The sequence below is a fragment of the Streptomyces sp. NPDC088817 genome (assembly GCF_044750345.1).
Taxonomy (GTDB): Bacteria; Actinomycetota; Actinomycetes; order Streptomycetales; family Streptomycetaceae; genus Streptomyces.
On the sequence record NZ_JBIVJN010000004.1, the window covers coordinates 34399 to 49501 of the forward strand.

Here is a 15103-nt window from a genome sequence, read left to right on the forward strand (position 1 = left end):
ACAGTAACCCCAGCGACCGTCTGCTTTCAGCAGTTTGCGCCGAATAGCAGAAGTTGTTCGCAGGGCAGGGGGCGAGGTGGTATAGGACCTGTTCCGTTCGCTCGTGCCACCGGCATGGTCCACAACTCCCCGTGACCGCCGGGGAGTCGGAACCGTACGCCGGGCCCCTACGCCTCGCCGGTCGCCTTGCGCGTGTGCAACTGCCGTGCCACCTCGGCGATCGAGCCCGACAGCGAGGGATACACGGTGAACGCGTTCGCGATCTGTTCGACCGTCAGGTTGTTGTCGACGGCGATCGAGATGGGGTGGATCAGTTCCGAGGCGCGCGGGGCCACGACCACGCCGCCGACCACGATCCCCGTGCCCGGCCGGCAGAAGATCTTGACGAAGCCGTCCCGGATGCCCTGCATCTTGGCGCGCGGGTTGCGCAGCAGCGGCAGCTTCACACAACGGGCGTCGATCTTGCCCGCGTCCACGTCGGCCTGGGAGTAGCCGACGGTGGCGATCTCGGGGTCGGTGAAGACGTTGGAGGAGACCGTCTTCAGGTTCAGCGGGGCCACCGCGTCGCCCAGGAAGTGGTACATCGCGATGCGTCCCTGCATCGCCGCCACCGACGCCAGCGCGAAGACACCGGTCACGTCGCCGGCCGCGTACACGCCCGGAGCCGTCGTCCGGGACACCTTGTCGGTCCAGATGTGACCGGAATCGCGCAGCTTGACGCCGGCCTCCTCCAGGCCGAGTCCGGCGCTGTTGGGGATGGCGCCGACGGCCATCAGACAGTGGCTGCCCTCGATGACCCGGCCGTCCGCCAGCGTCACCTCCACACGGTCCCCGACCCGCTTGGCCGCGGCGGCCCGCGAACGCGCCATGACGTTCATGCCGCGGCGGCGGAAGACGTCCTCCAGGACGGCGGCCGCGTCCGGGTCCTCGCCCGGCAGCACGCGGTCGCGGGAGGACACCAGGGTGACCTTCGAGCCGAGCGCCTGGTAGGCGCCCGCGAACTCGGCGCCGGTGACGCCCGAGCCGACCACGATGAGCTCCTCGGGCAGCTCGTCGAGGTCGTAGACCTGGGTCCAGTTGAGGATGCGCTCGCCGTCCGGCTGGGCGTCGGGCAGCTCGCGCGGGTGGCCGCCGGTCGCGATCAGCACGGCGTCCGCGGTGAGCCGCTCCTCGCTCCCGTCGGCCGCCCTGACGACGACCGTGCGCGACCCGTCGAGCGCCTGCATGCCCTCCAGCCGGCCGCGCCCGCGCATGACCCGGGCGCCGGCCCGCGTCACGGACGCGGTGATGTCGTGGGACTGGGCGAGCGCCAGCCGCTTCACCCGTCGGTTGACCTTCCCCAGGTCGACGCCCACCACCCGGGCGGCCCGGTCCTCGGGCGAGGCCTCGGCGGGGCCGCCGTCGGCGACGGTGATGCCCAGTTCGTCGTACGACGAGTCGAAGGTGGTCATCACCTCGGCCGTAGCGATAAGGGTCTTCGACGGCACGCAGTCGGTCAGCACCGACGCTCCGCCCAGACCGTCGCAGTCGACGACGGTCACCTCCGCGCCGAGCTGCGCCGCCACCAGCGCCGCTTCGTAGCCGCCGGGTCCACCACCGATGATCACGATCCGAGTCACGTACTCCATTGTCCCGCACCGTTCAAGGTGCTACGGCCCCGGGGCGCGGCGCGGTGGTCCCGCGTTGCCCGTGGGACCCGTGAGACGGGTGCGCGGCTGCCGTACGCTCGACGCATGTCGCTCTATGCCGCGTACGCCGGCAATCTGGACGCGCGGCTGATGTCCCGCCGCGCCCCGCACTCACCGCTGCGTGCCACGGGCTGGCTGAACGGCTGGCGGCTGACCTTCGGCGGGGAGCAGATGGGCTGGGAGGGCGCGCTGGCGACCCTTGTGGAGGATCCGATCTCCCAGGTCTTCGTGGCCCTGTACGACATCGCCCCGATGGACGAGGACTCCCTCGACCGCTGGGTGGGCGTGGGGCTCGGCGTCTACCGGCGGGCACGCGTGCGCGTCCACACCCTGGACGGCGAGGACCAGGCCTGGGCCTACGTCCTCGACGGCTACGAGGGCGGTCTCCCCTCCGCCCGCTATCTCGGCGAGATCGCGGACGCGGCGGAGTCGGCGGGAGCACCCCACGACTACGTGATGGAACTGCGGAAACGCCCCTGCTGAGCGGCAGCGCGGGCCTCCTGGAGGCCTGACCCGACCCACGTACGGGCCGTCCAGGATGCGCCCCCTCGTCGGAAACGACAAGACAACGATCGCATTGCCGTGACCACAGGCATCTACGCGCGTAGGCGAATACCGGCTACGCTCATCCGCGTGAACGCATCTCTCCTTCCGGACGACATCCAGGGCGACCCGTACGCCGCCGCCGACGCCGCCGCCGCGCGCCTGCGCGAACTCACGGGTGCCGAGTCCCACGACGTCGCCCTCGTGATGGGGTCCGGCTGGGCACCGGCCGTCGACGCCCTGGGAACCCCCGACGCCGAGTTCCAGGTCACCGAGCTGCCCGGATTCCCGCCGCCGGCGGTCGAGGGCCACGGCGGCAAGATCCGCTCGTACACCATCGGGGACAGCCGCGCGCTGGTCTTCCTGGGCCGCACCCACTACTACGAGGGCCGGGGCGTGGCCGCCGTGGCCCACGGCGTGCGCACCGCCGTAGCGGCCGGCTGCAAGACGATCGTGCTCACCAACGGCTGCGGCGGCCTGCGCGAGGGCATGCGCCCCGGCCAGCCGGTGCTGATCAGCGACCACCTCAACCTGACGGCCACCTCGCCGATCGTCGGCGCCAACTTCGTCGACCTCACCGACCTGTACTCCCCGCGCCTGCGCGCGCTGTGCAAGGACGTGGACCCCACCCTCGAGGAAGGCGTCTACGCCCAGTTCCCCGGCCCGCACTACGAGACGCCGGCGGAGATCCGCATGGCCCGCACCATCGGCGCGGACCTGGTCGGCATGTCCACCGTCCTGGAGGCCATCGCCGCCCGCGAGGCCGGCGCGGAGGTCCTCGGCATCTCCCTGGTGACCAACCTCGCCGCGGGCATGACCGGCGAGCCCCTCAACCACGAGGAGGTCCTCCAGGCCGGCCGCGACAGCGCCACCCGCATGGGTTCCCTCCTGACCCAGGTCCTGGGCCGCCTGTAGAACCACGAACAGGCACCGGCCCACCCATCGAGCGGCCCCCACGACGACGGGAAAGCCGCCGAACGACGGAAGGGGCCGTGGGGGTGGGTCGACAGCCCGCCGCATACTTCGTCTCTGCCCAGTCCACCCATGAGAACTCTGGGCAGTACGCCCGTGCGCGGCGGGCTGGACCCACCCCCACGGCCCCGCCCCACAACGCACCCCAGGCGCCCCGGCACCGACCGCCGGAGGAACCGGCACCCGCCGGAGGAACCGGCACGCGACCGCCGGAGGAACCGGCACGCGACCGCCGGAGAAACCGGCACGCGACCGCCGGAGGCAAGCGCATCCACCGCCGGAGGCACCGGCACCCACCGCCGGAGGCAAGCGCACCGACCGCCGCAGGCCCCCGGGCAGACACACACACGAGAGGCTGACCCCAACGTGCACGACGACCTCATCGCACGGGCCAAGGCGTGGCTGGCCGAGGACCCCGACACCGAGACCCGTGACGAACTCGCCCGGCTCCTGGAAGCCGAGACCCCCGAGAGCATCGAGGAGCTGACCGCGCGCTTCGCCGGCACCCTCCAGTTCGGCACCGCGGGCCTGCGCGGCGAACTCGGCGCGGGCCCCATGCGCATGAACCGCTCGGTCGTCATCCGCGCCGCGGCCGGCCTCGCCGCGTACCTGAAGAAGAACGGCACCGCTCATGGGGACGAGAACGCGGGCCTCGTGGTCGTCGGCTACGACGCCCGACACAAGTCCGCCGACTTCGCCCGTGACACCGCCGCCGTCATGACCGGCGCCGGCCTGCGCGCCGCCGTGCTGCCGCACCCCCTCCCCACGCCCGTCCTCGCCTTCGCCATCAGGCACCTCGGCGCGGTCGCGGGCGTGGAGGTCACGGCCAGCCACAACCCGCCCCGCGACAACGGCTACAAGGTCTACCTGGGCGACGGCTCCCAGATCGTGCCGCCCGCCGACGCGGGGATCGCCGCCGAGATCGACGCGATCAAGAGCCTCCACGATGTCCCCCGTCCGGACTCCGGCTGGGAGACGCTCGACGACTCCGTCCTGGAGGCCTACCTCGCCCGCACGGACGCGGTCCTCGCCCCCGGCTCGCCCCGTACGGCCCGCACCGTCTACACGGCGATGCACGGCGTCGGCAAGGACACCCTCCTCGCCGCGTTCGCCCGGGCCGGTTTCCCCGCCCCCGAGCTGGTCCTCGAACAGGCCGAGCCGGACCCGGACTTCCCGACCGTCGCGTTCCCCAACCCGGAGGAGCCCGGTGCGATGGACCTGGCGTTCGCCAGGGCCCGCGCGACCGACCCGGATCTGGTCGTCGCCAACGACCCGGACGCCGACCGCTGCGCGGTGGCCGTCAAGGACGGCGCCGACTGGCGCATGCTGCGCGGCGACGAGGTGGGGGCCCTGCTCGCCGCCCACCTGGTCTCCCGCGGGGCGACCGGCACCTTCGCGGAGTCGATCGTCTCCTCCTCCCTCCTCGGCCGCATCGCCGAGAAGGCGGGCCTGCCCTACGAGGAGACCCTCACCGGCTTCAAGTGGATCGCCCGCGTGGAGGGCCTGCGCTACGGCTACGAGGAGGCCCTCGGCTACTGCGTCGACCCCGACGGCGTACGCGACAAGGACGGCATCACCGCCGCCCTGCTGATCACCGAGCTGGCCTCGCGGCTCAAGCAGGAGGACCGCACCCTCCTGGACCTGCTCGACGACCTCGCCGTCGAGCACGGCCTGCACGCCACCGACCAGCTCTCGGTCCGCGTCCAGGACCTCTCGCTGATCGCCGACGCGATGCGCCGCCTGCGCGAGCAGCCCCCGAGCGCGCTCGCGGGCCTGCCCGTGACCCGCGCCGAGGACCTCACCCGGGGCACGGACCGGCTGCCGCCCACCGACGGCCTGCGCTACACCCTGGACGGTGCCCGCGTGATCGTCCGTCCCAGCGGCACGGAGCCCAAGCTGAAGTGCTACCTGGAGGTCGTGGTCCCGGTCGGTACCCACGCCGACCTCCCGGCGGCCCGCGCCAAGGCCACCGAGCTGCTCGCGTCGATCAAGCGGGACCTGTCGGCGGCGGCGGGCATCTGACCCGTACGAAAACGGGTGTCCCTCACCGAGAGGGACACCCGTTCCGGCGGAAGCCACCCGCCGCACACACGTCCGAAAGGACACCGGACGACACACACGGCCGACACACACGGCTGGCACACACGCAGCCGACACCCGCGCCGCCGACGCGCGCGTCACCCCACGGCGATCAGAATCGCCAGCACCACCGCACCGGCCACCGCCGGCCCCACGATCTCGTACGCCCAGCGGACGGTCACCTCGCCCTGCGCCGTCTCGGCGTGCTCGCGGGCCTCGTGCAGCTCGCGCAGGTCATCCATGAACTGGTCGCCCGCCGCGCGGACGGGCCCGTCGTCGGCCGCGTTCCCGACCCCGAAGGCACCGCCGGAGCGTCCGCCGGCCCGGCCCGCGCCCACCGCGCGCTCGCCCGCCGCCTCGGCCCGCGCCTGCCGCCGTGCGGCCCGCTTGCGCCCCCGCAGCGAGACGGGCACCGCCCAGAGCTGGTACTTGGTGCCGGACTGGTCGAACACCTCGTTCGAGAACCCGGAGCGCAGCCCGGAGACCTGGCCCCAGGGCAGCACGATCACTCGGAAGGGGTTGCGGATGCGCAGCCGGTCGGTGTTGGCGTACACGGCGGGCCGCAGGGTGAAGGCGACCAGGAGCGGCACGACGAGGATCATCCCGGCGAGGGCCAGCCACGGGGTGGTGCCCTCGCCGACCACCAGCGCGTCGATGCCCAGCCACCCGACGGCGGCGAGGAGCAGGACACCGCTCGCGATGCCTGCGGACGACCGGTTGACCCGGTCCTTGAACTCGGGGGCGGCAGGTCGCGGCGCGGGGGGTTCGTGCTCGGGCGTCGTCATGGTCCCGATTCTGCCCGACGGCCGGACGGGCTCTCATCCGCGGTGCGCGAGGACGGGGCGGGCACCGTGCGAACATCGGGCTGGTCACAAGACAATCCCGGGGGTGTACAGCCGCTACGCGCGTAGATATGCTCGCCTGGTGACCATGCCCACCACTGCACCCCCTCTCGCTGACGTCACCGCGTCCGACAGCACGCTGCGCCGCTTCCTGCACGGGCTGCCCGGTGTCGACGCGGTCGGCCTGGAGGCCCGTGCCGCCTCGCTCGGCACCCGTTCCATCAAGACCACCGCGAAGGCGTACGCCATCGACCTCGCCATCTCGATGGTCGACCTGACGACGCTGGAAGGCGCGGACACCCCGGGCAAGGTCCGGGCGCTCGGCGCCAAGGCGGTCCACCCCGACCCGACGGACCGTACGGCCCCCGCCACGGCCGCGGTCTGCGTCTACCCCGACATGGTGGCCGCCGCGAAGGAGGCCGTGGCCGGCTCGACCGTGAAGGTCGCCTCGGTCGCCACCGCCTTCCCGGCCGGCCGGGCGCCGCTGGACGTGAAGCTGGCGGACGTGCGCGAAGCGGTCGCCGCGGGCGCCGACGAGATCGACATGGTCATCGACCGCGGAGCGTTCCTCGCCGGCAAGTACCTGAAGGTGTACGACGAGATCGTCGCCGTGAAGGAGACCTGCGGGAGCGCCGCGCGCCTGAAGGTCATCTTCGAGACCGGCGAGCTGTCGACGTACGACAACATCCGCCGGGCGAGCTGGCTCGGCATGCTGGCGGGCGCCGACTTCATCAAGACCTCCACCGGCAAGGTCGCCGTCAACGCCACCCCGGCCAACACCCTGCTGATGCTGGAGGCCGTGCGCGACTTCCGGGCGCAGACCGGCGTGCAGGTCGGTGTGAAGCCGGCCGGCGGCATCCGCACCTCCAAGGACGCGATCAAGTTCCTGGTCCTGGTCAACGAGACCGTCGGCGGGGACTGGCTGGACAACCACTGGTTCCGCTTCGGCGCCTCCTCGCTCCTGAACGACCTGCTGATGCAGCGCCAGAAGCTGGCCACCGGCCGCTACTCCGGTCCCGACTACGTGACGGTGGACTGAGAACCCCATGAACATGGAAAACCAGACTTCTCCCTTCGCATACGCACCGGCGCCCGAGTCCCGCTCGATCGTCGACATCGCGCCGTCCTACGGCCTGTTCATCGACGGCGAGTTCGCCGAGGCCGCCGACGGCAAGGTCTTCAAGACGGTCTCCCCCAGCACCGAGGAGGTGCTGTCCGAGGTCGCCCAGGCCGGCGAGGCGGACGTGGACCGCGCGGTGAAGGCGGCCCGCAAGGCCTTCGTGAAGTGGTCGGCGCTGCCCGGCTCCGAGCGCGCCAAGTACCTGTTCCGCATCGCCCGCATCATCCAGGAGCGCAGCCGTGAGCTGGCGGTCCTGGAGACGCTGGACAACGGCAAGCCGATCAGGGAGACGCGGGACGCGGACCTGCCCCTGGTGGCCGCGTACTTCTTCTACTACGCCGGCTGGGCGGACAAGCTCGACCACGCCGGGTTCGGCCGGAGGACGACGCATGGGCACAGCGGGCCGTCCCCGAAGCCGCTGGGCGTGGCCGGCCAGGTCATCCCGTGGAACTTCCCGCTGCTGATGCTGGCGTGGAAGATCGCCCCGGCGCTGGCGACCGGCAACACGGTGGTCCTCAAGCCCGCCGAGACCACCCCGCTGTCCGCGCTGTTCTTCGCGGACATCTGCCGCCAGGCCGGCCTGCCGAAGGGTGTCGTCAACATCCTTCCCGGCTACGGCGACGCGGGCGCCGCGCTGGTGGCGCACCCGGACGTGAACAAGGTCGCCTTCACCGGCTCCACGGCCGTCGGCAAGGCGATCGCGCGCACGGTCGCGGGCACGGACAAGAAGCTCACCCTCGAACTGGGCGGCAAGGGCGCCAACATCGTCTTCGACGACGCGCCGATCGACCAGGCCGTCGAGGGCATCGTGAACGGCATCTTCTTCAACCAGGGCCAGGTCTGCTGCGCGGGCTCGCGGCTGCTGGTGCAGGAGTCGATCCACGACGAGCTGCTGGACTCCCTCAAGCGCAGGCTCTCCACCCTGCGCCTGGGCGATCCGCTCGACAAGAACACCGACATCGGCGCGATCAACTCCGCCGAGCAGCTGGCCCGGATCACCGCGCTCGCCGACAAGGGCGAGGCGGAGGGCGCCGAGCGCTGGTCGCCCGCCTGCGAACTTCCCGAGAGCGGCTACTGGTTCGCGCCGACGCTGTTCACCGGCGTCACCCAGGCGCACACCATCGCCCGTGACGAGATCTTCGGCCCGGTGCTCTCCGTCCTCACCTTCCGCACCCCGGACGAGGCCGTCGCCAAGGCCAACAACACCCCGTACGGGCTGTCCGCGGGCATCTGGACGGAGAAGGGCTCCCGGATCCTGGCGGTGGCGAGCAAGCTGCGCGCCGGTGTCGTCTGGTCCAACACGTTCAACAAGTTCGATCCGACCTCGCCGTTCGGCGGCTACAAGGAGTCGGGCTTCGGCCGCGAGGGCGGCCGGCACGGCCTGGAGGCGTACCTCGATGTCTGAGAACTCCGAGAAGTCAGTGAAGTCCGGGGCGACGACCGAACCGCGGCTTTCGGTCCTCAAGACCTACAAGCTGTACGTGGGCGGCAAGTTCCCGCGTTCCGAGAGCGGCCGGGTGTACGAGGTGAGCGACTCCAAGGGCAACTGGCTGGCGAACGTTCCGCAGTCGTCCCGCAAGGACGCCCGTGACGCGGTCGTGGCCGCGCGCAAGGCGTTCGGGGCGTGGTCCGGCGCGACCGCGTACAACCGGGGCCAGATCCTCTACCGCATCGCCGAGATGCTGGAGGGCCGCCGCGAGCAGTTCGTCCGCGAGGTCGCCGAGGCCGAAGGCCTGTCCAAGGCCAGGGCGGCCGCGCAGGTCGACGCGGCGATCGACCGCTGGGTCTGGTACGCGGGCTGGACCGACAAGATCGCCCAGGTGGTGGGCGGCGGCAACCCGGTGGCGGGCCCGTACTTCAACCTCTCCTCCCCCGAGCCGACCGGCGTGGTGGCCGTCCTGGCCCCGCAGGAGTCGTCGTTCCTGGGCCTGGTCTCGGTGATCGCCCCGGTGATCGCGACCGGCAACACGGCGGTCGTGATCGCGAGCGAGAAGTCCCCGCTCCCGGCGCTCTCCCTCGGCGAGGTGCTGGCCACCTCCGACCTGCCGGGCGGTGTCGTGAACGTCCTGTCCGGCCGTACGGCGGAGATCGCCGCGCCGCTCGCCGCGCACCAGGACGTCAACGCGATCGACCTCGCGGGCGCCGACGCGGAGCTGGCGAGGGAACTGGAGGTCGCGGCGGCGGACAACCTCAAGCGCGTCCTTCGTCCACAGCCTGTGGACAACTGGTCGGCGACACCGGGCACGGACCGCATGACGGCCTTCCTGGAGACCAAGACGGTCTGGCACCCGACGGGCTCCCTGGGCGCCTCCGGCTCGTCGTACTGAGCCGCCCGGGGCGCCGCACGCGCCCCACACGGGTCGGAGCCGCGTCTCCCCTCCGTCCGGGGGAGGCGCGGCTCTCCGTGTGCGCGGGACGCGCCCGGGTCAGCGCACCGACCCGAGCAGCTGTCCGACGACCGGCACGGCGCCCACCGACGGGGCCTGGGCCACCGGGCCGGTGACCATCTTCGAGCCGACCGGCTGGAAGTCGGCGACCTGGGTGCCGACGCCGTTGTCGAGCGGGTCGACGCCGGTGCCCGCGAGCGGGTTGGGCTTGAGGGCCGTGACGGTCCCGGTGGTGTGGCCGACCGTGCCGGCCAGTGCCTGCACACCCGACTGCGCGTCGGCCTGGCCGAGGGAGCTGAGCAGACGTCCCTCGCCCCCGCCCGGGAGGATCTCCGCCGAGGCCGTCGTCGCGCCCACGCCCAGGGCGGCCCCCGCGGTCACGACGGCGACCAGGGCGCGGCGGGCGGTGGGACGAGGTGAGGACGCGTGTCGGGCCATGTCTGGTGCCGCCTTACGGATGCGGTGGGTAACGAGAACAGCGCACAGGGTAGTTGAGACGTAAGCCACGTTCCAAAGCCGACCCGCGGGGTCGGCAGCCGCGCCACCATGCGTCAAACTGGTGTTCCGTGAGCCTTCATCCTCCGTCTCCCGCCCGTGTCGTACTGCTGTGCGGCCCCTCGGGCTCGGGCAAGTCCCTGGTCGCCGCCCGCGCCGGACTGCCCGTACTGCGCCTCGACGACTTCTACAAGGAGGCCGGCGACCCGACGCTGCCACTGGTGGCGGGGAGTTCGGACATCGACTGGGACCACCCCGGCTCGTGGGACGCGGACGTCGCGGTCGCGGCGATCAGCCGGCTGTGCGCGACGGGCAGCACGAGCGTGCCGGTGTACGACATCTCGCTGAGCGCCCGCACCGGCGAGACCACACTGCACATCGGCCGCACCCCGCTGTTCATCGCGGAGGGCATCTTCGCCGCCGAGATCGTGGAGCGCTGCCGGGAACTCGGCGTCCTGGCCGACGCGCTGTGCCTGAACCGCGGACCGGTCACGACGTTCCGGCGGCGCTTCGCGCGGGATCTGAAGGAGGGCCGCAAGTCGGTGCCGTTCCTGCTGCGCCGCGGCTGGCGGCTGATGCGCGCCGAACGGTCGATCGTGGCCCGTCAGGTCACACTGGGCGCCCACGCGTGCGACCGGGACGAGGCCCTGGGCCGGCTGGCCGCCGCGGCGGCGGGACGGCAGGCGCAGACGCGGACGGCCGCCTGACGGCTCAGCCGGCTCACGCCTCAGCCGGCTCACGGCTCAACCGGCCTACGGCAGAGGGGCGTACGCATCCCGTACGCCCCTGATACGCCCCCTCGCACGTCAACGCGCGTGCGCACGTGCCCGGAAGCGGGACACGAAAGCGGGACTGGACAGACCCCCCGGTCCTCCAGCCCCGCTCCCTTGGTGCTCCCCCACTTTCCCCCGTGGGTTCCCCCGTGCTTCCCCCGTGTCCCCACTTCCCCCGTGGTTCCCGAGTCCCCCGTGACTCCCCCGAGCCCCGTGTCCCCCCGGGATTCCCCCCGTTTTCCCCTTCCCCCGTTCCCCCTGCCCTTCGGTCGTGTCAGGCGACCAGTTCGCCGAAGGACTCCTCACGGTCACGGCCGAAGCTGAGGACCTCGTCCTCGCGCAGCCGGCGCAGGGACCGCCAGATGCTGGACTTCACCGTGCCGACGCTGATGCCGAGGATGTCCGCGATCTCCGGGTCCGTACGGCCCTCGTAGTAACGCAGGACCAGCATGGTGCGCTGGAGTTCGGGCAGCCGGGCGAGCGCCTGCCACAGGACGGTGCGCAGTTCGGTGCCGCGCATGGCGTCCGTGTCGCCGGGCGTCTCCGGCAGTTCCTCGGTCGGGTACTCGTTGAGCTTGCGGCGCCGCCAGGCGCTGATGTGCAGATTGGTCATGGTGCGGCGGAGGTATCCGCCGACGGCCGCCTTGTCACTGATCCGGTCCCACGCCCGGTAGGTCGAGAACAGCGCGCTCTGCAGCAGGTCCTCGGCCTCGAAGCGGTCGCCGGTCAGGTGGTAGGCGGTTGCGTACAGGGAGGCGCGGCGCTCCTGGACGTAGGCGGTGAACGCCGCTTCGGCATCCACAGTCTCCGACAGCGTGCGGCGCTCCCCCGAGCCCTCCCCGTACGCGGTTCCCCCGTGTGTATCCCCCGTGTTCGCGTCAACCACCGTCATGCGGGGCTGAAGCCCCTGCGACGCATGCGCGGTGTGCTGACGCCCGGTGCCGCGAGCGCACCCCCGCCCGCTCACGGCACCGGACTTCTCCGGAGACCGGGCCGCCACGTCGTGCAGACGCGTGACCACTGCGCTGTGGCTGGTGCTGTGCAGTGTGTTCATTCGCGCCCCCCGTCGTGGAGTCCCGGTGTTCCGTCGTGCTTCCTTGCCCCGTGCCGAAAAGCTTGCCGTGGTCACTTCATGACCATGTCCGCCGACTGTCACAGACCTGTCACAGGGGCCGGAGAGCCGTTACCGGGCGCAGGTTGCCGTACGGGTGCCGTACGGGTGTCGAAACAGCGACCCCGCATGGGCCAGAATGAAGCCCGTGCCTTCCCTGTTGCTGATCGAGGACGACGACGCCATCCGAACGGCCCTGGAGCTCTCACTGACGCGCCAGGGGCACCGGGTGGCCACCGCTGCCAGCGGCGAGGACGGTCTGAAGCTGCTGCGCGAGCAGCGGCCGGACCTGATCGTGCTGGACGTGATGCTGCCCGGCATCGACGGGTTCGAGGTGTGCCGGCGCATCCGGCGCACGGACCAGCTGCCGATCATCCTGCTCACCGCGCGCAGCGACGACATCGACGTGGTGGTCGGGCTGGAGTCCGGAGCCGACGACTACGTGGTCAAACCCGTGCAGGGGCGGGTGCTGGACGCCCGGATCCGGGCCGTGCTGCGGCGCGGCGAGCGGGAGGCGAACGACTCGGCGACCTTCGGCAGCCTCGTCATCGACCGGGCGGCGATGACCGTGACGAAGAACGGCGAGGACCTCCAGCTCACCCCGACCGAGCTGAGACTGCTGCTGGAGCTGAGCCGCCGGCCCGGGCAGGCGCTGTCCCGGCAGCAACTGCTGCGGCTGGTGTGGGAGCACGACTACCTCGGTGACTCGCGGCTCGTGGACGCCTGTGTGCAGCGGCTGCGCGCCAAGGTGGAGGACGTGCCCTCGTCCCCGACCCTGATCCGCACGGTGCGCGGCGTCGGTTACCGCCTGGACGCGCCTCAGTGACCGACGAGCAGGGCGGGCTCCGCGGCTGGGCCTCGGAGCGCAACAGGGGGACGCTGTCCCGGCTGCGGTTCACCAGTCTGCGGCTGCGGCTGGTCGTCGTCTTCGCGCTGGTGGCGCTGACCGCTGCGGTGTCGGCGTCCGGGATCGCGTACTGGCTCAACCGCGAGGCGGTGCTCACCCGCGCCCAGGACGCGGCGCTGCGCGACTTCCAGCAGGAGGTGCAGAACCGCGCGGGCGCGCTGCCGGTGCACACCACGCAGGACCAGCTCCAGCACACCGCCGGGCAGATGGCCGGCAGCAGCCAGCGCTTCAGCGTGCTGCTCGTCGGCCAGGACGCGAACGGCAGGACGCTGTACGGCAACTCCGGCGGGCTGAACGGCTTCTCGCTGGAGGACGTACCCGTCTCACTGCGCACCGCGGTGAACAGGCAGCAGCCGCTCTCCTCGGCCAACAAGGCGCCGTACCACCTGTACTGGCAGCGGATCGTCATGCACGGCACCCCGTATCTGGTGGCCGGCACGCGGGTGATCGGCGGCGGCCCGACCGGCTACATGCTCAAGTCGCTGGAGCCGGAGGCCAAGGACCTCAACTCGCTCGCCTGGTCCCTGGGCATCGCCACCGGCCTGGCCCTCATCGGCGCCGCCCTGCTCGCCCAGGCCGCCGCCACCACGGTGCTGAAGCCGGTGCACCGGCTCGGAGTCGCCGCGCGCCGGCTCGGCGAGGGCAAGCTCGACACCCGGCTGCAGGTGTCCGGCACCGACGAACTCGCCGATCTGTCAAGGACGTTCAACAAGGCGGCCGAGGCGCTGGAGAAACGGGTCGCCGACATGGCGGCCCGCGACGAGTCCTCCCGCCGCTTCGTCGCGGACATGAGCCATGAGCTGCGTACACCGCTGACCGCCATCACCGCCGTGACGGAGGTCCTCGAGGAGGAGCTGGAGTCCGAGGGCGGCGGCATCGACCCGATGATCGAGCCGGCGGTCCGGCTCGTCGTCAGCGAGACCCGGCGGCTGAACGACCTGGTCGAGAACCTGATGGAGGTCACCCGCTTCGACGCGGGCACGGCCCGGCTGGTCCTGGACGACGTCGACATCGCCGACCTGATCACCGCCTGCATCGACGCCCGCGCCTGGCTGGACGCCGTCGAGCTGGACGCCGAGCGCGGCATCCACGCCCAGCTCGACCCGCGCCGTCTGGACGTCATCCTCGCCAACCTCATCGGCAACGCGCTCAAGCACGGCGGCTCGCCGGTGCGGGTGTCGGTGCGCGAGTCGGCCGCGGAGGCGGAGCGGCCCGCCGAGATCGTCATCGAGGTGTGCGACCACGGGCCGGGCATCCCCGAGGACGTGCTGCCGCACGTCTTCGACCGCTTCTACAAGGCGAGCGCGTCCCGGCCGCGCTCCGAGGGCAGCGGCCTCGGACTGTCCATCGCCCTGAACAACGCGCACATCCACGGCGGTGGCATCACCGCGGCCAACTCACCGGAGGGCGGAGCGGTGTTCACGCTGCGGCTGCCGCGGGACGCCTCCACGCTCGCCGCGGAGCGGAGCGAGCGCGGGCAGGACGAGGACAACGGCTCGAAGGGGGCCGCCCGATGAACGCACGCCGACTCCTGCCGGTGACGATGACCGCCCTGGGCCTGCTGCTCGCCGGGTGCGGGATCCGGCCCACCGAGGTGCCCACGGACTTCGGCGGCGCGCCCTCCCGCGTGCCCTGCTCGCTGTCCCAGCCCGACCTGGCCATCCAGTCCTCGCGCGGCGTGCCCGTCCAGGTGTTCCTGCTGTGCGGCTCGTCGCTGGTGACCGTCGACCGTACGGTACGGGTGCCGGAGAGCACCGCGGACGCGCGGCGGCGGGTGATCGTGGCGCAGGGACTGCTCGACCAGCTCGCCGCGCCGCCGTCGCCCGTCGAGAAGGCGGCCGGGTACACCACGCACGTCCCGGGCGGACTGAGGGTCGAGGGGCCCCGCCCCCGTGACCCCGCCGACACGCTCCGGCTGAGCAGCCCGCCGGCCGGCCTCGCCCCGTACGCCCTCGCCCAGATCGTGTGCACCCTGTCCGACTCGGCCGCAGCCGAGGGAGACGGCTCCGTCGTCCTCGGCGGCCCGGACGACACGGCCCTGCGCCGCTACGAGTGCACCGGAGAACTCCGCTCCCACCCGGGCGTCGGCCTGCCCCCGTCCAGCCCGGTGGCGGACGGCTGACGGGAGAGACGGCGCGCCGGGAACGGCACCGGTGCGGGGCACCACGCCCGGCACGCCGGGAACG

General features: G+C 72.1%; 14 protein-coding genes. 10 read left to right on the forward strand and 4 right to left on the reverse strand.

Going from position 1 to position 15103, the window contains the following annotated elements:
* Positions 1-167: 167 nt before the first annotated feature.
* Complete coding sequence (locus ACIP4X_RS08645) at positions 168-1628, reverse strand: NAD(P)H-quinone dehydrogenase (RefSeq protein WP_358735974.1); 1461 nt, start codon at positions 1626-1628, stop codon at positions 168-170.
* A 105-nt stretch (positions 1629-1733) separates the two neighbouring features.
* On the opposite strand from ACIP4X_RS08645, the gene ACIP4X_RS08650 reads away from it, so the two are divergent.
* The 3 genes from ACIP4X_RS08650 (at position 1734) to ACIP4X_RS08660 (ending at position 5225) form a co-directional block, all read left to right on the forward strand.
* A complete protein-coding gene (locus tag ACIP4X_RS08650; RefSeq protein ID WP_358735973.1) occupies positions 1734-2171 on the forward strand; it encodes a gamma-glutamylcyclotransferase in 438 nt (145 codons plus the stop codon).
* Positions 2172-2321: 150 nt separating this feature from the next.
* Positions 2322-3146, forward strand: a complete 825-nt coding sequence (locus ACIP4X_RS08655; protein WP_358735971.1) for a purine-nucleoside phosphorylase — start codon at positions 2322-2324, stop codon at positions 3144-3146.
* Positions 3147-3569: 423 nt separating this feature from the next.
* Positions 3570-5225, forward strand: a complete 1656-nt coding sequence (locus tag ACIP4X_RS08660; RefSeq protein ID WP_358735969.1) for a phospho-sugar mutase — start codon at positions 3570-3572, stop codon at positions 5223-5225.
* Positions 5226-5380: 155 nt separating this feature from the next.
* Here ACIP4X_RS08660 and ACIP4X_RS08665 read toward each other — a convergent pair whose 3' ends face one another.
* The gene (locus ACIP4X_RS08665) at positions 5381-6067 is read right to left on the reverse strand and encodes a PH domain-containing protein (RefSeq protein ID WP_358735967.1); all 687 of its coding nucleotides are present in this window, start codon (positions 6065-6067) and stop codon (positions 5381-5383) included.
* 145 nt (positions 6068-6212) lie between these two features.
* Here ACIP4X_RS08665 and deoC point away from each other — a divergent pair, with 145 nt between their 5' ends.
* Genes deoC through ACIP4X_RS08680 form a run of 3 tightly spaced genes read left to right on the forward strand, consistent with a single transcriptional unit; the run spans position 6213 to position 9571 of the window.
* Positions 6213-7163 (forward strand): deoxyribose-phosphate aldolase, encoded by a 951-nt coding sequence (deoC, locus tag ACIP4X_RS08670; RefSeq protein ID WP_358736035.1) that lies wholly within the window; start codon positions 6213-6215, stop codon positions 7161-7163.
* A 13-nt stretch (positions 7164-7176) separates the two neighbouring features.
* Complete coding sequence (locus tag ACIP4X_RS08675) at positions 7177-8649, forward strand: aldehyde dehydrogenase family protein (protein ID WP_358736033.1); 1473 nt, start codon at positions 7177-7179, stop codon at positions 8647-8649.
* On the forward strand, positions 8642-9571 hold the full coding sequence (locus tag ACIP4X_RS08680; RefSeq protein ID WP_358735965.1) for an aldehyde dehydrogenase family protein: 930 nt from the start codon (positions 8642-8644) through the stop codon (positions 9569-9571). Before ACIP4X_RS08675 ends, ACIP4X_RS08680 begins: the two co-directional genes overlap by 8 nt.
* Before the next feature lie 99 nt (positions 9572-9670).
* On the opposite strand, the gene ACIP4X_RS08685 is transcribed toward ACIP4X_RS08680, so the two are convergent.
* Positions 9671-10069: a hypothetical protein gene (locus ACIP4X_RS08685; RefSeq protein ID WP_358735963.1), complete on the reverse strand. Its 399-nt coding sequence runs from the start codon at positions 10067-10069 to the stop codon at positions 9671-9673.
* A 128-nt stretch (positions 10070-10197) separates the two neighbouring features.
* Here ACIP4X_RS08685 and ACIP4X_RS08690 point away from each other — a divergent pair, with 128 nt between their 5' ends.
* Positions 10198-10833 (forward strand): uridine kinase, encoded by a 636-nt coding sequence (locus ACIP4X_RS08690; protein ID WP_358735961.1) that lies wholly within the window; start codon positions 10198-10200, stop codon positions 10831-10833.
* Between the two features lie 340 nt (positions 10834-11173).
* Here the strand turns inward: ACIP4X_RS08690 and ACIP4X_RS08695 are convergent, their stop codons facing one another.
* Complete coding sequence (locus tag ACIP4X_RS08695; protein ID WP_358735960.1) at positions 11174-11953, reverse strand: SigE family RNA polymerase sigma factor; 780 nt, start codon at positions 11951-11953, stop codon at positions 11174-11176.
* A 205-nt stretch (positions 11954-12158) separates the two neighbouring features.
* Here ACIP4X_RS08695 and afsQ1 point away from each other — a divergent pair, with 205 nt between their 5' ends.
* From afsQ1 to ACIP4X_RS08710, 3 genes are read left to right on the forward strand one after another with little or no spacing between them, the layout of a single operon-like run.
* Positions 12159-12836 (forward strand): two-component system response regulator AfsQ1, encoded by a 678-nt coding sequence (gene afsQ1, locus ACIP4X_RS08700; protein WP_037868090.1) that lies wholly within the window; start codon positions 12159-12161, stop codon positions 12834-12836.
* Complete coding sequence (locus ACIP4X_RS08705) at positions 12833-14434, forward strand: ATP-binding protein (RefSeq protein ID WP_401347439.1); 1602 nt, start codon at positions 12833-12835, stop codon at positions 14432-14434. The genes afsQ1 and ACIP4X_RS08705 overlap by 4 nt, the downstream gene beginning before the upstream one ends.
* A complete protein-coding gene (locus tag ACIP4X_RS08710) occupies positions 14431-15039 on the forward strand; it encodes a hypothetical protein (protein WP_401347441.1) in 609 nt (202 codons plus the stop codon). Before ACIP4X_RS08705 ends, ACIP4X_RS08710 begins: the two co-directional genes overlap by 4 nt.
* Positions 15040-15103: the final 64 nt, after the last annotated feature.